This window comes from Acinetobacter sp. NBRC 100985, assembly GCF_000241225.1.
Taxonomy (GTDB): domain Bacteria; phylum Pseudomonadota; class Gammaproteobacteria; order Pseudomonadales; family Moraxellaceae; genus Acinetobacter; species Acinetobacter venetianus.
The window spans coordinates 1-21,845 of sequence record NZ_BAEB01000033.1; the positions used below are offsets into that span (position 1 = coordinate 1).

The window sequence follows — 21,845 nt, forward strand, 5'->3', positions numbered from 1 at the left end:
CCGTTGAATCCTTCGAAAAGCGATCCTTTGAAGTTATACAATAAGTGTAGAAAAAGCCTTTAATAAAAATACACAATCAAATTAATCATTCGCTCATACAATTAGAGTTTTAGCTAAATATTATTGCATGAGCGTCAATAACTTTCGGACTGACATTAATGGACTAAGAGCTTACGCTGTAATTTTTGTCGTTCTTTTTCACTTCCAAATTTTAGGCTTTTCAGCAGGATACCTCGGCGTTGACATATTCTTTGTCATCTCAGGCTACCTAATGACAAAGATCATTATTGAAAGACTAGAGAAAAATCGGTTTTCCTTTAGTGACTTTTATTTATCTCGTATCACCCGAATCTACCCAGCATTACTCGTTCTCGTTGTATGTCTCACAATACTTGGCTGGTTTATCTTTATTCCTGAAGATTTTCAAAGATTTGCTAAAGATGCACGTTATAGCCTTACGTTTCTCTCAAATAATCTCTATTACCGACAAGCTGGAGATTACTTTGCAGTAGATGCACATGAGAAAGCACTGTTACATACATGGTCACTTGCTGTTGAATGGCAATTTTATCTATTGTTCCCCATCCTTTTGGTGATTTATTGGAAATTAACCAAAGGGCTAAAACACATTGGAATCTTTCTCAGCATCTTATTTATTGCCTCACTGAGTTATTCAATTTATATCACCCCTAAAGACTCCATGTATGCATTTTTCAAACTCACTACACGGGCATGGGAACTGATTGCTGGTGGTCTTGTCTATTATTATTTTAGAAACACACAGTTAAATACACATCTCAAAAAATTAACTGAAGCAATCGGCTTTATGCTTATCGTTGCTAGTTTGGTAATTTTAAAACAAAGTACACCTTGGCCTGGTTATGCAGCATTGTTACCCGTTGTAGGTACAATGCTGATTCTAATCGCAAACCGCCAAGACTCTTTTCTCACTCAAACACCCATCGTGCAAAGTATTGGTAGCGCATCCTATTCAATCTATTTATGGCATTGGCCTGTATTTTTCCTACTGAATTATTTCTTTGTTCCACATAATTTTCTTAATCTAAGCCTCGCAATTACGCTTTCACTATTTTTAGGTTGGTTAAGTTATAAATACATAGAAAGTAGTCGTAATCTCCTGCAAAAGCTCAAACCTCAATATATTTATGTTTTATTCTTTGCTGTTCTAATTGCGTCATATCCTATTTATAAGTTCATCAGCAAAGATGGTGTAAAGGACAGAGCAAGCTCTAAATATCTATCCAGCATAGAACAAATTCAAATGCCTGCAGTCGCAAATGGTTGGTGCTTTTATAATATTAAAGGTGACGATAATCTTAATGTAGGAACTCAAGGTTTAACTTGTTCTATTGCATCAAAACAACCTACTGCGAAGAAGGCCTTACTGTTCGGCGATTCTTTTGCTGGCCATAACAATCCTTTTTGGGATCAAATTGGTAAAAAGCTTAACCTACAGATCCAAGTTGTTTCGACAAACTGGTGTTACCCAAGTCTTAATGATGCCTTTACTGGAGATCAGCCATCTGATGCCTATGAGCAGTGTCTAATCAACCGTGATTATCTTGCTAAGAATATGGATAAATATGATGTATTGATTTTTGCAGGTCGTTGGTCAGATATTGTTGGAAAAAGCCAACAAAGTGGTTTTGCTAATCTGTTAGATATCACAGAGCAGCACCATAAAAAAGTGATTGTAATGTCAGAGCCATATGCATTTAAGAAGAATATTAGCTTATTGTTCAAAAGAGCAATGTGGTTACATAGAGACTTTAATCTTAATAATTACATGAAGAGTGATAGAGCAACTCAACAGCGTTACGCTACAGAGGTAATCAACAATATGGTGTACAAACATAGCAATACACTATTGCTGACGAGTGATGATTTATTCAGACCAAATCAAATGGCAAATGGCAATACACCCTACTCCCTAGATGGTCGTCACATGTCGATTATTGGTTCACTTGAGTCAGCGAAATATTTCGAAAAACAACCAAAGTATGACGTGTTAAAACAGTTCTTGGAGCAACCCTTAACACCCTAAAACTAATTAATTTAAATATCGATGAATGAGTCGTTAAAATACATTGCTTTCGCATAATAACGGCTCAAGATTCCTCTTTCTTTACCAGCCAATTTGATCAGCTTCGGCATATCAGCAGGCGGATAATTGATTGCAAAATCAATCAATACTTTTTCTTTCACCCACTTATTTTTCACTTGATAGAAGAAAGCATTTCGATCACAGTTGATCAATGTCATACTTGGAAGATAGTTTCGCATGACTTTTTGGCAGGCAACATATGCCACAAGATATTCCAAACGACCGATTTCTTGGAACAAGTCCTGATAATCTGCATCATTTTCTTTAATTTTTTGAATATACAGCTTTGGTGTAATTTCAATCGCCTTAGACAACTCATCAAACCAATACTTAAAAAAGACATTCTTTGCCGAACTCGCCAATAACCAATTTTCTAAAACTGGGAAATTTGGGCAAGTCGTATTTTTTTTACGGTAGTATGCAAAACTATTGGTTTGATTCTCAGTAACAAGCTGTTGTATCCAATCAAGATTTTCATAAACAATGGTGCTTGCATCCAACCAAATTCCACCGTATTGATAAATGAGGTCAAAACGGATGAGATCAGCCTTTTGCTGAGGTGTCGCATGTGCTAAGCGGCGATAGTCGATGTCGCAAAATTCTTTAACATTATCAGGCGTTAAAAAGTTCACAACATGGTCAGGATTTTTTGTTCTAATATTTTCGACACATTTCTCTACAAACTGTGGTAATACACCCTCCCAGTACATCCAAATGATTTTAGGAATAATGGCATTTTTCTCTGTCGGATTCAGAACAATAATATCTGCATAATTGTCTATGACATCATTCATATCCCGTTTTTTATTCGCATACATCGTATAAAACTTTAAGAGATAGAATAATTTTTTAAAGACTTTCATAAAATTGCTCAGTTTCGAACAGTATTAGGATATCAAATGTTTAAAAGCATAATAACGATCTCGCCACATGCGTTTTTGCTTTTTGAGTCCATGAGAAAAACTACGATTTTCTAGCTCTTTTCGTTTAATGCCTTGCGTCGCAACCGTGCCTAAAATATCACTATCTAAGCCTGCTGGTTGAACAAATGGCTGCCACACGCCTAGGCCTTTACCATTTTTACTTAACCAGCTTTGGAAAAAGATATCGACTGGAACTTGCATGGTTTTACCTAAGCGTACAAATTCTTCAGCACCACGTCTAGACCAAATTAAACCTACCCCACGGATCGGAAAATAATAAGCATGCCACAAGTTAAATGTGTCTAGCTGTAAAATATCTTTCGCTAGTTTTTTCTTTTTAGCTGCAATGTTAACCACATACCAATCAAGTGCCTTATGCTCATCAAGGTAATTTAATAATGCCTCTACTTTCTGTTTAAAATCAGGCAAGACTTGAATATCATCTTCGAGAACAACAAGATAATCTGCATCGGTCTGCAAGAATTTTTCAGCACAGCCATAATGACTCAGATAACAACCCAACTCTGAACTAATTAAGCTACGCCCTAAAATTTCCTGAGCCTTTGCATCATTATAGTTTTTAAACTCGGATAATGCTTTACCACGTCCATCATAAGCAGGAAAACGAGTAAACTCCCAATTTGCTTTTTGCAATTGCTCAGTTGCACTTGCTAAACGTTGATCACTACCGTCTAGATTTATAAGATAAGTAACGACTTTCATTTAATTTTCCTTCGCTTATCCTGCAATAGTCGGTTGGATTTGACTAGGCAAAACTTCTCTAAATTTATCAACAAGTGCATGACGAATACGCAGCTCATCACGCTGTTCTAATTGATCTAAACTTTGAATACAACCAAATTTAATATGTTCGTTAGATAAAGCTTGAATAAAAGGCTCTAAGTCTCGCCCATCTTTCAAATAGGCAATCTCAACATCATCTTTCAAGATCGCTTGATTATTTTGTATAGCCAAATGATTAGATAGTCCTACAGGTAGAATTTGATCAATATTTCTAAATTTAAAGCGAATTTGCTGCTGTAAGAACAAGGGATGTTGTCCAAAATAATTCGCTAAAAGCGCTTTACTTAAAATATGCGGACGATGATGAATTTCATAATAACGACTGAGTCCAACACAGTCTGCACTGAGCATTTGAGCCATAGAGTATTTAGGCTGGGCAATTTTCCCAAACTTATTTTGTACAAATTTTCGCAGTAGGTATTTAACTTTTTTTATGAAATTACTCTGCCAATGACCGTAAATAACCATCTGATCATCAACTAAAAAGTCTTGCTGACGTGACGCTTGATTAAAAAAGAAATCATCATTGAGATAAATAAAGTAATCAGAAATACCAGGAATATTCCACAACATACTTTCGATACTTAATGAATTAAACGTCGGCAAAGCTGACTCATAGCCATTAAAAACTTCACGATGGTCAATAATCTTAATCTTTCCAGCTTCACAAAGCCCTTGCTGTTCAAACTGATCCAACCATTTCGGTTGCTGTTGATCAGTGACCACATAAATTGTTCCGCTATAAGGAACAAACTTTAGAATTGAGGCAATACAAAAATAAATTTCATCATTACTGGCAAAGCGGGTATCTTCTAAAGCATTAGAAGGCTCAGCTTGATTCATGAACTTTCGGCGTTTGTTTTTTAAATTGGTGTCATTACCATCCACCCAAGCAATAACAATATCAATCGCTTGCACGCTATCTTTCATAAATCAAACTCGACCTTTTCCAATATGATTAAGGCTTATTGCCAAGCATCTTTAATCCAGTCCGATGGCAGTACATAGCGATACCACTTACCACCGCCACCACTGACTGCATCAGGCGGATTAATTTCACCATGGAAAATAATAATTTTGGCATTTTGAGGTTTTACAGGTGGTTTGAAATAAGCCAATGGAATCTTTTGTAAGCAGTGATATTTATAACTTTTACACCAGTCTTTGTTCCAATAACTCAGCTTACCTTCTTTATGTACAAACCAAGAGAGGTACTCTTGTTCATTACGGAATTTTTGTCGAACCTCATCAAAGTGTTCACGGAAATACGGCAGAATTTCAGGAAAAGCGCCTAGTTTAAAACGGTAAACTGAACTGTTTCCAGTAATACGCCAAGGTCTTTTCCAGTCATGAATCACCAAAAACTCACCTTTTTCTTGGAAAAAACAATCGATGTTATCGACAATCACCACATCCAAATCTAAAAAAAGGGCATTACCTTTTAAGCCATAAAGATCAGGTTCAAAAGTTGAAAGTTTATTCCAACCACGCTCAGGGCTACCCTCAGGCAGATCAAGTGATGGAATCGGAAAACATTGGATATTAGGATCAATTCCTTCAGTGCGGTCTGTTAGACAAACCATTTTAAAAGGCAAAGTGAGATGGCGTTTAACCATGTTGTATAAACGATTGACATATTCTGCGCCATACTTGGTTCCCCATTTCATGCACAAAATAACATTGTCTTCATGAGTTGCCGAATTTTGTTGAATGTCTACCATCTGCTAACCTTAATGCCTTAGATATTATTTTGCTCAAGCATTTGGTAGCCAAAGCGAAAAAATAATATGCACTGAATGTGAGGCTATCTTAGCATAGACCTTATATTATTTTTTATTATTAATTCGTCAAACCCTTATAGTCTGTCGGTATTTCACCAACAGACTATACAAATAAAAACTTAATCAAATTGAGAAAGCTTAATTAATGCCAAATAAATCTCTGGTATAAATTTTTTCCATCACATCACTGAACATCGGTACCATTCGATTTACGATAATCAAATCTGACATCGCTTTAAATTTTTGTAAGCTCGAAATAACAGGATGACCTAGATACTCTTTTACATCCAAGGTTGGCTCATAAATCACAACGCGGATTCCCTCATCGGCTAAACCTTGTAGCACATCATGCACAGCAGACTCTCTAAAATTATCAGAATCAGCTTTCATCGTCAGTCGATAGATTCCAACGCAAGAGACTTTTCGGCTTAAAATATCCGCAATAATCGCCTGTTTACGGGTCTGATTTGAGCGAATGATCGCGGAGATTAACTCCTGTGGTGTATCATGATAATTTGCCAACAACTGCTTAGTATCTTTGGGCAAGCAATAGCCACCATAACCAAAGGATGGATTATTGTAATGATCCCCAATCCTAGGATCTAAACCAACCCCAGTCGTAATATCCAAGGCACTTAATTTGTTTTTCATGCAGTAGGTATCAAGCTCATTAAAGAAAGCGACACGCATGGCCAAATAAGTATTGGAGAAAAGCTTAATTGCCTCAGCTTCGGTAGAATCCACACACAATAACACAGCGCTCTTTTCTACCGTCGCTTTCAAATATAACTTGGCAATCTTTTCAGCGCGTTTTGACTTTTCACCAACAATAATTCGAGAAGGATATAAGTTGTCTTGTAAGGCTTGCCCTTCCCTTAAAAATTCTGGGGAGAAAATGAGGTTTTTAAGCTTTAACTTTTTAGAAATCTCTTTGGTATAACCAACGGGCACCGTCGATTTGATAATCATCAACGCCTTTGGATTTACTTTTTGAATATCATCAATGACCGCTTCGATACTTGAAGTATCAAAATAATTGGTTTCAGGATTATAGTTGGTGGGTGTTGCGATGATAATGAGTTTTGCATTTTGATAAGCAAATTCTTTATCACATGTAGCCTCAACACTGGCTTCAGTTAAGTAGTTTTGAATACATGTATCACTGATAGGTGACACTTTTTGGTTAATGCTCTTTACCCGAGTTTTATCTATATCTAGTACAATCACATCATGTTGTTTGGAAAATAATAAGGCATTCGATAGACCTACATAACCCGCACCAACGACAGTAATTTTCATTCGATCTCTATTTTTTATTCGACTTAGAGACACCGTAATCAACTAAAATGAAAGATTGATGATGGTTTAATTGCAATCTTTTGACAAACCAGCAATAAAAAAGCGAAGCCTAGGCTTCGCTTTTTTCAAGATTTAAGTCACTTATTTGATATAAGTCAACCAATCTGCATATTTATCATTACGACCTTGAACAGCATCAAAGAATGTTTTTTGAATTACTGTTGTAATCGGACCACGAGAACCGCAACCAATTTCACGGTCATCATATTCACGGATAGGCGTAACTTCAGCAGCCGTACCTGTAAAGAATGCTTCATCAGCAATATAGAATTCGTCACGCGTAATACGACGCTCAACGACTTCATAACCAAGATCTTTGGCAATCGTAATCACTGTTTGGCGGGTAATCCCCTCAAGTGCACCACCTGCCAAATCTGGAGTATGTAATACACCATCTTTGATCAAGAATACGTTTTCGCCAGCACCTTGGCAGACAAAACCTTGTGGATCAAGCAACATCGCTTCATCATAACCCGCACGAGCAACTTCTTGGTGAGCCAAGATCGATACTGTATAGTTACCACATGCTTTTGCTTTACACATCGTCACGTTCGGGTGATGGTGCGTAAAAGAAGATGTTTTAACGCGAATGCCACGAGCCATCGCTTCTTCACCAAGGTAAGCACCCCAGCCCCATGCAGCAACAGCAGCATGAACAGTATTTTCAGTTGCAGCGATACCTAATTTTTCAGAACCAATCCAAATCAATGGACGTAGGTAGCAAGAAGCTAACTTATTTTCACGCACGACATCAATTTGTGCTTGTTCTAAAGTCGCTTGATCAAATGGAACATTCATTTGATAAATTTTTGCAGAATTTAATAAGCGCTTAGTATGATCTTGTAAGCGGAAGATTGCTGTTCCATTTGGGGTTTCATAAGCACGGACGCCTTCAAAAACACCCATACTGTAATGCAGAGTATGTGTTAAGACGTGAATTTTTGCATCACGCCAATCAACCATTTTTCCATCTTGCCAAATAAAACCATCACGATCAGCCAAATTCACGGCGCATACTCCAAACTTTTACTACACAATCATTCACTATCCAATGCAATTGTTGCGCTTGGATCAATTAACCTTTGCCATAACTTGCAAACGATCTCGCGGGTATCGTGCCAGTCCGCAGCATTAACTTGCATGGATTGATTTGCAAGTGCTAAACGGTGGCTCTCAGCTCGTTCACGGAGATAAGCATGTATCAATGCTGAGGCATCTTCACTTGATAAGCAGCCTGCTTGAGCAGCATCTTCTAAAATTCTTACATTGTCGGAAAAATGGGCGAGATCAGGATTCGTCCCACTCCATGCAAGCACTGCATACTGTGCCATAAATTCAATGTCAACGATACCACCTGAGTCCTGTTTTAAATGAAAAATCCCATGTTTTTTTGTTCAGAAGATGAACCCAAATGATCTTTCATTTTCTGGCGCATTTTTAACACTTCTTCACGAACTTCATTTTCATCACGGACTTGTGTCAGGATCTGACAACGAACTTCTTCAAACTGCTGGCAAAGCATTGCCTCACCTGCGATTGAGCGCGCTCGGACAAGGGCTTGATGTTCCCATAACCAAGCACTTTTTTGTTGATACTGCTCATATGCTTTTAGACTGGTCACCAACATTCCCGCCTCTCCTGACGGCCTTAAACGTGTATCAATTTCGTACACACGACCATCTAAGGTTTGGGTTGTCATGAGTGACATGAATTTCTGTGCAACACGGATCGCAAACTCAGCACTACTAATGCTCTTTCGACCATCCGTTTCAGCTTGTTCTTCAAAAGCATGAATGAAGACTAAATCCAAATCTGAGCCATAGCCCAGTTCGATTCCACCGAGCTTGCCATAACCAATCACAGCAAAACCTTTTGCATCCAAGCTACAGCGCGCTCCTGTCGTACTCACAGGATAGCCATGTCGCTGTGCAACTGATTCATAGGCCAAATTTAAAGTCGCCTGCACACTCACTTCAGCAATATCTGTTAGCGCATCAGACACTTTCATCAATGGGCTTTCTGCAAGTACATCACTCGCCGCAACAGTCAGCACATTACTCTTCTTAAATAAGCGGAGTACACGCATCTGATCTTCGACTTGATCAATTTCAATACGAAGTAATTGCTGACGTAAAGAATCTTCTAAATCCTGCCGTTGAGGTAATCCGAAATCCATCGACAAAAACTCATCCAGCAACACAGGATATTGCGCCAATTCTTCGCAAATCCAAGGACTTACCGTTGCCATTTTCACTAGACGCTGTAAAGCCCCCCGACTTTCCATCAGCATGACCAGATATACCGTTCGACGCAGCACGGATTCGACTAATGGCATCAATCTTAACAGTGCCATTTGCGGTTGATCTGACTGTAAAATCGCTTCAATCAAATGCGGCCAAAACTTTTTCAATCGCTCTAAAGCACTGGCAGGAATTTTCCTTAATGCTTGCCCATGCCAAAAGTTTTGAATGAGATTCTTTGCATCGTCATCTAGTACAGCATCTAATTTCTGTTCAAGCTTTGCAAAATCATCAATCGGTTCTGAAAATTCTTTTTCTTGAATTAATTGCTTAAACTGTACTTTGACTTTGTCTCGCTTCTGATTCAACACATTAATGAAGGCAGTCCAACCCACAAAACCAAGCGTATCCAACATGCGTTGCCTTAACTCAGGCTCAGTTGGTAATGATTGTGTTTGCTGATCATTCAGCGCTTGAATTGCATGCTCAACACGTCTTAAAAACAGATAAGCATCTTCCAAATCATCAACGGATTGTTGGTCTAAGAGTTCCGCTTCACCTAAATGATGCAAATTCACTAAACATTGACGATCTTGTAATTCACGTTTTGAGCCGCCGTAAATCAATTGGAAGACCTGTACAATAAACTCGATTTCCCGAATACCACCTGCGCCGAGTTTAATATCATCCTCAATATTACGACGCATGACCTCACGTTCGATCATGGCTTTCATTTCACGCATCGCAGCAAATGCTGAATAATCTACATAACGGCGAAACACAAACGGACGTGCCATTTCCATCAAGTCAGCACCTGCTTTACCGCCAGTGATAACCCTTGCCTTGATCCAAGCATAGCGTTCCCATTCACGTCCGTGCTGGCTCAAATATTTTTCTAAACCCATATAGCTAATCGCGAGCGCAGAACCATCGCCCCAAGGACGCAAGCGCATATCTACACGGAATACAAAACCATCTGCGGTAATATGGTCGAGTAAATAGATCAGTTTCTGCCCCCATAAAATACAGAACTGTTGTACATCTATGCATTTTCGACCATTGGTCTCGCCTTGTTCATCGAAGGCAAAAATAAGATCAATATCACTTGAAAGATTAAGTTCTTGTGCACCTAATTTCCCCATCCCGATAACAATCAGGTCTTGAACTTGCCCCTCATAACTGATTGGTTCTCCATGCTTGGCAACAAGTGGGATACGTGCAAATGCTTTTGCGGCACAAATGCTCGCATCGGCAAAATCAGATAATTCACGGGTTAAGGTCACCACATCGGTAAGCTGGTTCGCATCCTGCCAAATCCAACGAAACATCAAACGCGCTCTTAGGATACGTAGCGCTTTCATCCATACCTGTTCATCCTTGATCTCTGCAACAGTTTCTTGGACTTTTTGATGGATGCTTTGTGTAGACAACGAGCAAAGAAATTGATCTTCTGAATAATCTTGTTCTAGTTGTGACTGGTATAGGTTTAAAACTTGTTCTGCATACTGACTTGCAACTAAGGTTTTTTGTAGCTGTTCCGCATTCATATAAAAAGGCTCGACCGATGTCATCTCATCGTGTTTAGTTATATCAGTTACAAGCTTATGTTTAAAATCTCTTTAGGCTAATTTTGCTTTACTTTTATGTTGATCTGTACATAAATCAACGTGTTCACGCTCTGCAGGCAATGTCACTTTAAATGTTGTCCCTTCACCATCCTTAGAAACCACATCAATCTCACCATGATTGAGTTCAACAAAACGCTTACACAAAGACAAACCTAAACCAGCACCTTTCTCGCCTGCCGTACCCTTGAAACTCATGGTGATACGCGGTTGAAATAGATTTTGTATTTGCTCATCGGTCATGCCCAAACCAGAATCTTTTACGCTAATCTCGACCATTTCACCTTTATTTTGGGCTTGAATATAAACTTTTCCAGAACCATCAATATCCGTAAATTTCAACGCATTTGACACAAGATTTTGAATCAAAGAAGTGATCATATTCATATCAGCATAGACCTTTAGGTTTTCATCTACCTGATTAATCAGTTGAATATTTTTCTTCAAAGCTAAGGTTTTTAAAATATCCGTCACAATATCTGTGATCTGTCGTAATTTAAAATTAATCGGGTGATATACAAAACGCCCACCTTCAGCCATTGCCCAATTCAATAGACTTTCCAATAAGTTGTAAGTGGACTGTGATGTGTCATAGAGGTAGTCAGCAATATTTTGAATACTAGACTCATCCAAAGTTTCGCGTTCTTTGGCTAAAATTTCAGAGAAGCCCAAGAGACCATGAAATGGTGCACGTAAATCATGGGAAATGATCGAGAAAAACTTAGTTTTACTAAAATTTAATGCAGATTCTTGTTCATATAATTCTTTTAATTCATCATGATTCAGTTTTAACTCGAGCTGTTGCATAAAGTTTTTGCAATGTTCTTGAAGAAGTTGTTTTTGCGTTTCAGTAAATTCCAATACTTTTGTATCGAGTAGAATGAGATAACCTAAAGATGTTTGGTCGGAATGTCGCAAATGTACTGCGATAGCTGATTCTGCCTTGCATTTCAACGCATTTAGAAAACCAATCAATGTTGGATATTGTGAATGTGAATGGTCAATCAGATCATCGTTGACAAATAACGTATTTAAACTTTTTGTGATTTTTGCGGTATCAATTGCTTTTAATTTTTCTGAACAGCGATGCCATAAATAAGGTTCTTGGTGAAAGGCGAGTAAAGCTGTACCAGTCTGCATCAACTTGCGGTTAAATTGTAAGAATTGTTCGAGCGTGTTTTGGTCTGAGTTAAGACCCATAGAAAGAGATAGTTTACAAGCACTTAGCTTTTCGGCTTGCTGTAATTCTAATAATTGAATAGCCATGCACGCCTCTCGAATATTATCGTTATACCATTACTTACGTTTTATTTAAAAAAAATGAGAAAACTATCACTTAGTATTAACAAACTTTAACAAAAAACGCAATTGTAGAATCAATCAATTCGCAACAAAACATGAAATTTCATTAAATTTTAACTTAGATAAAATCTCAACAGATAAGCTAATCTCTAGGTACATGCTGCACTTTTAAATCATCATAAATCTCAATCAACGCATCTACACTCAAAAATAGTAATCCAGAAATTAAAGCCACAAATATTCCAATAACTAACGAGACTATAGTCCCAGCTAAAAGTACCCAAGTATCAACTTGCAATGTTACCAACCCTAATTTATTCATTAAAAAAACCAATAAATTATTCGACTCAATAATTATCATGGATGAAAAATAGCATCCAACCAAAACCCATCTTTTCTTTTTATAACTCTGTTTTGAAGATTTTGCCGTTAAAGCTATTTTTCCATCATCCAAAGTTGTATCTACCATATGACGGGCAGTGATCAACTTCTTGATCATGAAGAAAAATCTTTTGGGATATTCTTTAATTACATAATCTACTTCAAGATAACTCACCTTTTAAGAACATACTAATGCCTGTGCGGCACAATCTTTTTCGATCTTTTCTTTATCTTTTCCATAATAATTTTCGATATATTCAGTTACAGCTGTTAGCCTCTCTAAATAAAATTTTCTTCGATGAGTAAATCTTTTTGCTTTATCTAACCAAACAAATAGCGGCACTATAGCTAAAAATATTGGCAATGCTTTTATTATTAAATCTAACACTTCTCCCCCTTTTTTGTTGAACTATAGATTCTTATTGAGAAATATATTTAATTTACAGGTTATAAATATTAAAAAACCCCAAGCCTTTAATACCAGCTTGGGGTCTTTGAATCTTGGTCCCGAGGGTCGGACTCGAACCGACACGTCATCTCTGACAGCGGATTTTGAGTCCGCCGCGTCTACCAATTTCACCACCTCGGGAAGAGTGCGATGCTTTGTGTTGCGTATCATAACCTGTTTGATTTTATTGTCAAACCCCATCTACCACTTATTGCTCACTTTTAAATCATTCAGATATTTTTCTATCAATAAATATCTAGCTCAGCGAGAAAACTTAAAAAAGACTATACTACGCGCAATTTTTTGCAATGTTTTAGATGTATGCAACTTTCCGACTTTTCTTTTGATCTTCCAGATGAACTTATTGCTCGCTATCCTCTAGATAGCCGTAGTGCATCACGCCTACTCCATATCGATGCAAACGGTCAGTATCACGACCACGCGTTTACCGATATTTTAGATCTATTGGAAGATGGAGACTTACTCGTACTCAATGATACAAAGGTCATGAAAGCACGATTAAAAGGAAAACGTGCTACAGGTGGTGCGATCGAAGTCCTCGTTGAACGTATGTTGGATACGCATACAGCGCATTGCCATATTAAATCGAGCAACTCACCCAAAGCTGGTGCAGAACTTTATATTGGTGAAGATGCTGTTCCTGTAGCCGTACAAGGCCGCCATGAAAACTTATTTGTCGTTAAGTTTTCGCAACCTATTTTGTCTGTACTTGATCAATATGGACAGTTACCGATTCCACCATATTTCAATCGTGAAGCTGAAGACATTGATACTGAACGCTATCAAACGGTTTTTCACGATCCTGAAAAAATTGCTAGTGTTGCAGCACCAACAGCAAGTTTGCACTTTGACCAAGATTTATTGGAAAAACTAGCTGCAAAAGGCGTGCAAAAAACATTTGTGACTTTACATGTTGGCGCAGGTACATTTATGCCTGTGCGCACGACTGACATTACCAATCACATTATGCATAGTGAATGGTGCGATGTACCACAAGCAACGATTGATTTGATTTTAGAAACCAAAGCCCGTGGAAATAAAGTGATTGCTGTAGGCACAACAGCAACTCGTGCCTTAGAGAGTGCTGCACAAGCAAATCAAGGACAAATTGCCGCTTGGACTGGTGATACGCAAATTTTTATTTACCCAGGCTATCAGTTCTGTATCGTGGATCGTTTGATTACCAACTTCCATTTACCAGAATCGACCTTATTGATGTTGGTTTCAGCTTTGTCGAATCGCGACAATATTCTAGCGGCTTATAAACATGCAGTTGAGCAACGTTATCGTTTCTTTAGTTATGGCGATGCGATGTTGGTTGACCAAGTAAAATTTTAAGAAGTTCTGCTTTAGCGATAAAAAAACAATTATAAATTTGCAAAAATAAATTTCATAAAATTCGCATCTTATCTAGCTTTCTAAGATTGGGAGCTAGATAAGTCTAGTGAAATAATTATGTTATTTCGGAATAAATACGATGAGTTTTATAGATCAACTTAGCTGAACAATAAAAACAACTCCATATACTCTGATGGATTCGCCAAGTATAAAAAGCACGATTAAGACACTTCTTAGTTTCTGAAATTTAAAGCATAATCTAAATCATACAGATTTATTATAATGAACCGACTAATCCCATGCCGATCGACACAGTACAAGAAGCCTTACATATCAGACGTAAAAAAAATGCACAGGTTTTTCGAAATATTGCTCGACTTTGGGAAGCTGGGCAAACGTCTCATAGTGATCAAGAGTTATTAGATAAATTACATCCTTGGCGAGAAGATCATAGTCTCCGTTTTTTTAATGTACTCCCCTATTTATTAGCCATGACTAGTATTAGCACTTTAGTTTTTGGCTTTTTTCTCCATCCACATATCCAATTTATATGGAGCTTTTTAGGTGCATTCCTCACAGGATTTTTAGCCTATCTGCTTTATGAATCGCAACAACCACTCAGACAAGTGATTCATTATCTTGAACAACGAATGATTGATTTACGCTATGGATTAAAGTTTCAACAACTTCCAACATATCTTCCAATCCAAGCACAGCCGATATTGGTTATCAGTCGATTAAAGCAATACTTCCCACTTTTTAATCGTGGGGATAAATCAAATGAAATCACCTATTACGCCTCTACAACATGGAATGATGGTGAAATTGAACATCAAGTCTTAGTGTTTAAATATCAATATGTCAGTGAAATGCCTATTTTTCAGGATGGCAATACTGATAAAAAAATCGTAAAAGAAATTGAAAAGGACTTATGGGGTGCATTCATCTTCCAAATGCCGGCACTCGGTATTGCTGTAAGCAATCAACGCTCACGATTCTTTGAACCGTATACTCGTTCTTGGCAAAGTAGCGATATTTTAATTAACAGAAAAATCAATATTTTTGGATGTGACCAACATCAACTCGCAAGAGAAGTTAGTCCAAGTATGACGTTAAAGTTAAATGATTTTTTTCAACATTTTAGTGGTGATTTAATTTATCATCATCAAGAGCAAATTCTTTGCTATGTGGGTGAACAAGACCTCTTTCAAACCACAAGTAAACGAGATGAGATTCATGATATTCCAGCGTTGCGCGGTCATTTACGCACTATGACCATGCCCCAATATCAAAAATTTCAGCAACACATGCTTAACTTAATTCGCTAAATCTATTCCACTGTTTTCAGTACAGTTGGTCTCTTTTCAAAAGAGCGGATTTGTAGCAATAACAATAAGGAGAACGACAATGGTGGGCTTGCTCATTTTCTTGGGGATTTTTGTTATATTGATTGTGTGGAGCATCAATATTCGCAATACGATTGTGCGTTACTTCAATGCCACTAAACGAGCTTGGTCAGAAGTCGCCAACTTTGAACGCCAAAAAGTAAAAACTTTAGAGGCTTTGGAAGCAACCTTGGCGCAATACACTCAATTTGAAAAATCGACTTTAGAAAAAGTTACAGAGCTTCGTCAGCAAATCCTTAATTTAAATGTTAATGATACTGATATTTCTCAACTGCAAAGCATCGAAAAAATGAGTAAAGAACTCATCCGTAGCCTCAACGTCGTTGTAGAGAATTATCCAGAGTTAAAAGCTGATGCGCTTTACAGTAAAATGATGGATGACATTCAAGAGCAAAACGAAAATGTTGGTGCTGCGATTACGATCTTTAACCGTAATGTTGAGTTATTCAACAACCACATCCAAGTTTTCCCAAATAACCTGATCAATACACTGACATTATCGAAGAAAGAAATTCGCCCATTTCGGGATAATCTTGCGACTGAGAATTTTGACTATAAACCAAATTTTTAAACTCAAGCCCAATCATTTTAGAGCCAATTTAAGTCTCCACTTGAATTGGCTTTTTTATTTTTTGGATATGGCTACATTTAGTAGTAGAACTACACGCCATAATCAAGGAAAATAGCCGTTTTTGATCAGCGAACTGTTTTTTCGCCTTGATGGATTGGTGTCATGCAATTTGAAAAATTAGGTCAGTCGGGGCGCGCCCGTCGTGGTCGACTCACTTTAGAACATGGTGTTGTTGAGACACCTGTATTTATGCCCGTTGGTACTTACGGTACAGTAAAAGGCATGTTGCCACGTGATATTGAAGAAATTCAGGCACAAATTATTTTAGGTAACACTTTCCATTTGTATTTACGCCCTGGCTTAGAAGTCATCAAAGAGCACGGCGGTCTGCACGAGTTTATCAAATGGGATAAACCGATTCTGACTGACTCAGGCGGCTTCCAAGTATTCAGCTTAGGCGCTATGCGTAAAATCAAAGAAGAAGGTGTAACTTTCCGCTCTCCTATCGATGGTTCAAAAGTGTTCTTATCTCCAGAAATATCAATGGAGATCCAACACGTACTCAATTCAGACATCGTGATGATTTTTGATGAATGTACACCTTATCCCGCAACACATGAAGAAGCACAAAAATCATTGCAGCTTTCTTTACGTTGGGCGAAACGCTGTAAGACACATCACCACAATGAGCTGAACAACAAAAATGCGTTATTTGGCATTATCCAAGGTGGGATGTATGAAGATTTACGCGATGAGTCGCTCAAAGGTCTTTTAGAAGTTGGATTTGATGGCTATGCGATTGGTGGCTTATCTGTTGGTGAACCAAAAGAGGAAATGATCAAGGTTCTTGATTATTTACCGAATAAAATGCCACATGACAAACCTCGTTATTTGATGGGCGTAGGTAAACCCGAAGATATCGTAGAAGCAGTACGTCGCGGCGTCGATATGTTCGACTGTGTGATGCCAACTCGTAACGCACGTAATGGTCATTATTTTGTCACCGATGGTCTGGTAAGAATTCGTAATAGTAAATATCGCCATGATAAAGGGCCTTTAGACCCACATTGTGATTGCTACACTTGTAAAAACTTTACGCGTGCCTATTTATATCATTTAGAGAAGTGCGGTGAGATGCTGGCATCTATGCTCGGCACAATCCACAACTTGCGTTATTACCAACGCCTTACACAAGGTATGCGTGATGCATTGGACAATGGCACTTTTGATGAATATGTTCAGGACTTTTATGCTCGTCGTGGATTAGAAGTTCCACCTTGCCCTGAAGATTGATGCATCAAGATTTGCGCCTAAACGCAAGACAAGGTACATTGCAAAACGAATTGGAATTTATTGTTAATTTTTTCGCTTTTATTTGATTAGGAAATTAAAATGAGCTTTTTCATTTCTACCGCTCACGCCGCTCCAGCAGCAGCACAAGGTCCAAGCTTAATGGCTAACATATTGATGATTGCTGTTTTCATTGCAATCTTCTACTTCTTAATCTGGAGACCTCAAGCGAAACGTGCTAAAGAACACCGCTCTTTAGTTGAAAGTTTAGGCGTAGGCAGTGAAATCGTTTTTGCTGGTGGTTTAATGGGTAGAATCACTAAAATTGATGGTGATTTCGCTGTTGTTGAACTCAGCCGTGGTGTTGATGTAAAAATCCAACGTGCAAGTGTTATTTCAGTACTTCCTGAAGGCACTCTAAATAACCTTTAATCATAAAATAGTCGTGCCTTAGCACGACTTTTTCATTTAAGAAGAAAACGAATGCGTTACCCTGCATGGAAATATTTACTGATCCTCGTTGTTCTTGTGGTCAGTACGTTATATGCACTTCCTAGTTTGTATCCAGATGAACCTGCCGTCCAAATTTCAGGGGCAAAAGCAGGGACTCAGATTGATCAAACTGTGGTGCAAAAAGCTGAGCAGATTTTAAAAACTGCCAACATTAGCAGTCATGATAATAGCTTCACCAATAATGCGGCTTTATTACGTTTGGACACGACTGAGTCACAGTTAAAAGCGAAAGAAGTGTTACGCCGTGATTTAGGTGATGACTACGTGGTTGCTCTCAACCTTGCGCCAACCACACCTGAATGGCTGCAAAAGATTGGGGCTAAGCCGATGAAACTCGGTTTGGACTTACGTGGTGGTGTACATTTCTTGCTTGAAGTCGACATGGATAAAGCGATTAGTCAACGTTTAGAAACGTCTGCGACTGATCTGCGTCGTCAATTTCGTGATAACAAAATCAAATTTAACAATCTTGCTTTAAACAATAACACCATTACGGTTCAATTTGCGGATAGTGCTGATCGTGATGCTGCCGCAGACTTCTTACGTCGTAACGGTAATGAGTTTACTCAGCAATCAGTTGCAACAGCTAATGGTGCAACATTAAGACTCACTTACTCTGATGCACGTCGTCAGGAAATTCAGTCTTATGCAGTCAACCAAAACTTAACGACTTTACGTAACCGTATTAATGAACTCGGTGTTGCAGAAGCTTTAGTCCAAACTCAAGGTAATAACCGTATTGTGGTTGAACTACCGGGTGTTCAAGATACTGCTGAAGCAAAACGTGTCTTAGGTCGTACTGCAAACTTAGAGTTCCGTTTAGTTTCTGATAGTAATGATCAATATATTGATCCATATTCTGGAAAATATAATGGTCAGCCACTCCCTCCGGGCACTGAAGTTTTTGCTTATGAATCTCTAGACAGTGGTCGCCAACTGCTTTTAAACCGTAACCGTATCTTAACGGGTGAGCGCGTCCAAAATGCAAGCTCTGGCTTTAGCCAAGACTCTGGCGGTGCAGAGGTAAATATTACCTTAGACAGCGCTGGCGGTAAGCTGATGGCTGATGCGACACGTAATGCAGTTGGTAAACGCATGGCTGTTTTGTTTATTGAGAATAAACAAAAGATTAGCTATGTGAATGATCCACAAACTGGTACTCAAACTGAAGTTCGTACACCTTATACAGAATCTGTCGTGATTAATGCGGCAACGATTCAAGCAGTATTGGGTTCACAATTCCGAATCACGGGTCTTGACTCACCTCAAGAAGCAGCAGAACTAGCATTGATGTTACGTGCAGGTGCTTTAGCTGCACCAATGTACTTCGTTGAAGAGCGTGTAGTTGGTCCTAGCCTTGGTCAAGAAAACATTGATAAGGGTGTTCTTTCAACGCAAATCGGTTTCTTACTGGTTGCGATCTGGATGGTTGTGTTCTTCCGTGTATTTGGTTTGATCGCAAACTTTGCATTGGTGTTTAACCTTGCAATGATTCTTACAGTAATGTCGTGGATTGGCTCTTCCCTCACCCTTCCGGGTATTGCGGGTATCGTCATCACCATTGGTATGGCCGTCGATGCAAACGTATTGATCTGTGAGCGGATACGAGAAGAGATTCTATGGGGCGCCTCACCTAAACAGGCGATTGTCGCGGGTTATGATCGAGCCTATAACACTATTTTTGACTCGAACTTAACCACATTCCTTGTTGCATTCATCTTGTTTGCAATCGGTACTGGCCCAATTAAAGGCTTCGCTGTGACCCTCATGATCGGTATCGTCTGTTCAATGTTTACAGCGATTACGGTGACTCGTGCAATTGTACAAATCATTTATGGCAAACGTCGTGATTTGAAGAAGTTGAGCATTTAAGGAGATTGATATGACAAATCTGACTCAACAAGACTCAAAACAATACGGTCGTCCAGATGATTTAAAGATCATCCCTTTCATGAAGATTGCTAAACCAGCTGCAATCTTCTCGATCTTACTGACGATTGCTAGTATCTTCTTTATCGTAACGAAAGGTTTGAACTTAGGTTTGGACTTTACTGGTGGTATTTCTGCTGAATTGAATTACAAACAAGCAGTTCAACCAAGTCAAATTGTTCAAGCCTTGGATAAAGCGGGTTTTAAAGATGCGGTTGTACAAACGCTAGGAAGTAACACTGACCTGATCGTTCGTATGCCTGTTCAAGAAGATCTGCAAGTTGAAGACTTGAGTAATGCAATCACTACAGCTGTCCAACTACCAAACAATACCGTTGAAGTACATAAAGTCGATGCGGTGGGTGGTGCAGTCGGTAACGAGCTTTATGTTCGTTCAGCGGGTGCAGTTGCACTAGCATTACTTTTAATGCTGGTTTACGTCACTATTCGCTTTGAGTTTAAACTCGCGATGGGTGCTGTGATGTCGTTATTCCACGATATCATCCTTATCCTTGGTGCATTTGCTTTATTCCAATGGTCATTTGACTTAACCGTACTTGCTGCAGTTTTAGCAATTATAGGCTTCTCACTTAACGATAACATCGTTGTATCGGATCGTATTCGTGAGAACTTCCGTAAGATCCGTGGCGCTACACCAACTGAAATTGTGGATATTGCGTTAACTGAGACTTTACGCCGTACGATTCACACCTCTATGACATTATTACTCGTCGTACTTGCAATGTTCTTCATTGGTGGTGATGGTCTACACTGGTTCTCTTTAGCTATGATTATAGGGGTATTTGTCGGTACTTATTCTTCGATTTATATCGGTACTGCATTTGCTTTATGGCGTGGCTTGAACCGTCAAGACTTCATTGTACAAGTTAAACCTGAATTTGATGAAGAAGAGATTCCTTAAATCTAAACTTTATGATGATTCAAAAAATGCCAGCTTAATGCTGGCGTTTTTGTATTTTAGCTTAGCTAAATTTTTTATATTAAGACTTCTGGAAAACGGCTTAACTTATAACTTTTCCAAAGGATAATCATAATCTCCCCATTTGCTCGTTTTAATGCCTAAGTGATGTAAGCTTTCAATCAATTTTACGGCAGCACGTACACCGTCAATAATTGGAATTTCCAACTCTGCACTGACCTGATCTGCCATTTCCGCCATTCCTCCACAGCCCAAAACAATTGCACCAATGTCATCATTCATTTTAGCTTGTTGACAACTTTCTAATAATTTTTCATAAGCAATTTGCTTATCATTTTCCAACGCCAATACAGGTAAATCAATACAACGAATCTTTTCACATTTCCTTTCAAATCCATACTGATGCAGTAAATGCTCAGCAATAATTTTTGTTCGAGGTAAAGTTGTCACTATCGAAAATTTTGTTGCAATCAAACTCGCCATATGAAATGCAGCTTCAGCGATTCCAATCACAGGTGCATGCGCCAATTCTCTAGCCGCATGTAAAGCTGGATCACCAAAACAAGCAATAATATGCCCATCGACTTGCTGCTCTTTTCCTTGCTTGATTAACTCCAATATACCGATTGCCGATATTGCTTCGTCATAATGTCCCTCAATCGAAGGAACACCCTCCTCTGGAGATTGAGCAATAATTTCGCTATCAGCAAATGCGACCTGACAAGCAGCTTCACCAATCGCCTGTGTCATTTTGATACTGGTATTCGGATTAATAATTTGGATTCGGGTTGATTTTCCCATTTATGCACATTTTTAAGCCACAAAATAAATTCGATCATATTTCAATAC

18 protein-coding genes, 1 tRNA gene and 1 pseudogene are annotated in these 21,845 nt (G+C 38.5%); 8 read left to right on the forward strand and 12 right to left on the reverse strand.

The window, feature by feature from the left end; translation table 11 throughout:
* Window positions 1-127: 127 nt before the first annotated feature.
* Entirely contained in the window at window positions 128-2,065 is a 1,938-nt protein-coding gene (locus ACT4_RS12235) for an acyltransferase family protein (RefSeq protein WP_034605137.1), read from the forward strand.
* 11 nt (window positions 2,066-2,076) lie between these two features.
* Here the strand turns inward: ACT4_RS12235 and ACT4_RS12240 are convergent, their stop codons facing one another.
* The 11 genes and pseudogenes from ACT4_RS12240 to ACT4_RS12290 all read right to left on the reverse strand — a co-directional run bounded on the left by ACT4_RS12240 (window position 2,077) and on the right by ACT4_RS12290 (window position 13,129).
* Complete coding sequence (locus tag ACT4_RS12240) at window positions 2,077-2,988, reverse strand: glycosyltransferase family 32 protein (protein ID WP_007482650.1); 912 nt, start codon at window positions 2,986-2,988, stop codon at window positions 2,077-2,079.
* Window positions 2,989-3,012: 24 nt separating this feature from the next.
* A complete protein-coding gene (locus tag ACT4_RS12245) occupies window positions 3,013-3,771 on the reverse strand; it encodes a glycosyltransferase family 25 protein (RefSeq protein ID WP_007482652.1) in 759 nt (252 codons plus the stop codon).
* A gap of 15 nt (window positions 3,772-3,786) precedes the next feature.
* Window positions 3,787-4,782, reverse strand: a complete 996-nt coding sequence (locus tag ACT4_RS12250; RefSeq protein ID WP_007482654.1) for a Stealth CR1 domain-containing protein — start codon at window positions 4,780-4,782, stop codon at window positions 3,787-3,789.
* Between the two features lie 35 nt (window positions 4,783-4,817).
* Complete coding sequence (locus tag ACT4_RS12255; protein WP_004877331.1) at window positions 4,818-5,573, reverse strand: hypothetical protein; 756 nt, start codon at window positions 5,571-5,573, stop codon at window positions 4,818-4,820.
* Between the two features lie 198 nt (window positions 5,574-5,771).
* The gene (locus ACT4_RS12260; RefSeq protein ID WP_007482657.1) at window positions 5,772-6,932 is read right to left on the reverse strand and encodes a nucleotide sugar dehydrogenase; all 1,161 of its coding nucleotides are present in this window, start codon (window positions 6,930-6,932) and stop codon (window positions 5,772-5,774) included.
* 141 nt (window positions 6,933-7,073) lie between these two features.
* On the reverse strand, window positions 7,074-8,000 hold the full coding sequence (locus ACT4_RS12265; protein ID WP_004877335.1) for a branched-chain amino acid transaminase: 927 nt from the start codon (window positions 7,998-8,000) through the stop codon (window positions 7,074-7,076).
* A gap of 29 nt (window positions 8,001-8,029) precedes the next feature.
* A pseudogene (gene glnE, locus ACT4_RS12275) lies at window positions 8,030-10,779 on the reverse strand (bifunctional [glutamate--ammonia ligase]-adenylyl-L-tyrosine phosphorylase/[glutamate--ammonia-ligase] adenylyltransferase).
* A 72-nt stretch (window positions 10,780-10,851) separates the two neighbouring features.
* Window positions 10,852-12,123, reverse strand: coding sequence for a sensor histidine kinase KdpD (locus ACT4_RS12280; protein ID WP_007482663.1), 1,272 nt, complete (start codon window positions 12,121-12,123; stop codon window positions 10,852-10,854).
* A gap of 178 nt (window positions 12,124-12,301) precedes the next feature.
* Window positions 12,302-12,715: a hypothetical protein gene (locus ACT4_RS12285; RefSeq protein WP_007482665.1), complete on the reverse strand. Its 414-nt coding sequence runs from the start codon at window positions 12,713-12,715 to the stop codon at window positions 12,302-12,304.
* A gap of 3 nt (window positions 12,716-12,718) precedes the next feature.
* Window positions 12,719-12,928, reverse strand: coding sequence for a hypothetical protein (locus tag ACT4_RS17535; RefSeq protein WP_007482666.1), 210 nt, complete (start codon window positions 12,926-12,928; stop codon window positions 12,719-12,721).
* 114 nt (window positions 12,929-13,042) lie between these two features.
* Window positions 13,043-13,129 (reverse strand) — tRNA-Leu (locus ACT4_RS12290).
* A gap of 180 nt (window positions 13,130-13,309) precedes the next feature.
* Here ACT4_RS12290 and queA point away from each other — a divergent pair.
* The 7 genes from queA to secF all read left to right on the forward strand — a co-directional run bounded on the left by queA (window position 13,310) and on the right by secF (window position 20,978).
* Window positions 13,310-14,347, forward strand: a complete 1,038-nt coding sequence (gene queA, locus ACT4_RS12295; protein ID WP_007482668.1) for a tRNA preQ1(34) S-adenosylmethionine ribosyltransferase-isomerase QueA — start codon at window positions 13,310-13,312, stop codon at window positions 14,345-14,347.
* A gap of 299 nt (window positions 14,348-14,646) precedes the next feature.
* Window positions 14,647-15,675, forward strand: coding sequence for a hypothetical protein (locus ACT4_RS12300; protein WP_007482669.1), 1,029 nt, complete (start codon window positions 14,647-14,649; stop codon window positions 15,673-15,675).
* Between the two features lie 79 nt (window positions 15,676-15,754).
* Window positions 15,755-16,324, forward strand: coding sequence for a LemA family protein (locus ACT4_RS12305; RefSeq protein WP_007482670.1), 570 nt, complete (start codon window positions 15,755-15,757; stop codon window positions 16,322-16,324).
* Between the two features lie 162 nt (window positions 16,325-16,486).
* A complete protein-coding gene (gene tgt / locus ACT4_RS12310; RefSeq protein WP_007482671.1) occupies window positions 16,487-17,617 on the forward strand; it encodes a tRNA guanosine(34) transglycosylase Tgt in 1,131 nt (376 codons plus the stop codon).
* A 99-nt stretch (window positions 17,618-17,716) separates the two neighbouring features.
* The gene (gene yajC / locus ACT4_RS12315) at window positions 17,717-18,046 is read left to right on the forward strand and encodes a preprotein translocase subunit YajC (protein WP_007482672.1); all 330 of its coding nucleotides are present in this window, start codon (window positions 17,717-17,719) and stop codon (window positions 18,044-18,046) included.
* 51 nt (window positions 18,047-18,097) lie between these two features.
* The gene (secD, locus tag ACT4_RS12320) at window positions 18,098-19,999 is read left to right on the forward strand and encodes a protein translocase subunit SecD (RefSeq protein WP_004877349.1); all 1,902 of its coding nucleotides are present in this window, start codon (window positions 18,098-18,100) and stop codon (window positions 19,997-19,999) included.
* Between the two features lie 10 nt (window positions 20,000-20,009).
* Window positions 20,010-20,978, forward strand: a complete 969-nt coding sequence (gene secF / locus ACT4_RS12325) for a protein translocase subunit SecF (RefSeq protein ID WP_004877351.1) — start codon at window positions 20,010-20,012, stop codon at window positions 20,976-20,978.
* 105 nt (window positions 20,979-21,083) lie between these two features.
* Here secF and ACT4_RS12330 read toward each other — a convergent pair whose 3' ends face one another.
* Window positions 21,084-21,797, reverse strand: a complete 714-nt coding sequence (locus tag ACT4_RS12330) for an aspartate/glutamate racemase family protein (protein WP_004877353.1) — start codon at window positions 21,795-21,797, stop codon at window positions 21,084-21,086.
* Between the last annotated feature and the right edge of the window lie 48 nt (window positions 21,798-21,845).

Coding starts and splice junctions, on each gene's coding strand:
- yajC (WP_007482672.1), top strand. CDS start 17,717: ATGAGCTTTTTCATTTCTACCGCTCACGCCGCTCCAGCAGCAGCACAA.
- ACT4_RS12235 (WP_034605137.1), top strand. CDS start 128: ATGAGCGTCAATAACTTTCGGACTGACATTAATGGACTAAGAGCTTAC.
- ACT4_RS12305 (WP_007482670.1), top strand. CDS start 15,755: ATGGTGGGCTTGCTCATTTTCTTGGGGATTTTTGTTATATTGATTGTG.
- ACT4_RS12300 (WP_007482669.1), top strand. CDS start 14,647: ATGCCGATCGACACAGTACAAGAAGCCTTACATATCAGACGTAAAAAA.
- ACT4_RS12255 (WP_004877331.1), bottom strand. CDS start 5,573: ATGGTAGACATTCAACAAAATTCGGCAACTCATGAAGACAATGTTATT.
- ACT4_RS12280 (WP_007482663.1), bottom strand. CDS start 12,123: ATGGCTATTCAATTATTAGAATTACAGCAAGCCGAAAAGCTAAGTGCT.
- secF (WP_004877351.1), top strand. CDS start 20,010: ATGACAAATCTGACTCAACAAGACTCAAAACAATACGGTCGTCCAGAT.
- ACT4_RS12330 (WP_004877353.1), bottom strand. CDS start 21,797: ATGGGAAAATCAACCCGAATCCAAATTATTAATCCGAATACCAGTATC.
- secD (WP_004877349.1), top strand. CDS start 18,098: ATGCGTTACCCTGCATGGAAATATTTACTGATCCTCGTTGTTCTTGTG.
- tgt (WP_007482671.1), top strand. CDS start 16,487: ATGCAATTTGAAAAATTAGGTCAGTCGGGGCGCGCCCGTCGTGGTCGA.
- ACT4_RS12260 (WP_007482657.1), bottom strand. CDS start 6,932: ATGAAAATTACTGTCGTTGGTGCGGGTTATGTAGGTCTATCGAATGCC.
- queA (WP_007482668.1), top strand. CDS start 13,310: ATGCAACTTTCCGACTTTTCTTTTGATCTTCCAGATGAACTTATTGCT.
- ACT4_RS12245 (WP_007482652.1), bottom strand. CDS start 3,771: ATGAAAGTCGTTACTTATCTTATAAATCTAGACGGTAGTGATCAACGT.
- ACT4_RS12240 (WP_007482650.1), bottom strand. CDS start 2,988: ATGAAAGTCTTTAAAAAATTATTCTATCTCTTAAAGTTTTATACGATG.
- ACT4_RS12250 (WP_007482654.1), bottom strand. CDS start 4,782: ATGAAAGATAGCGTGCAAGCGATTGATATTGTTATTGCTTGGGTGGAT.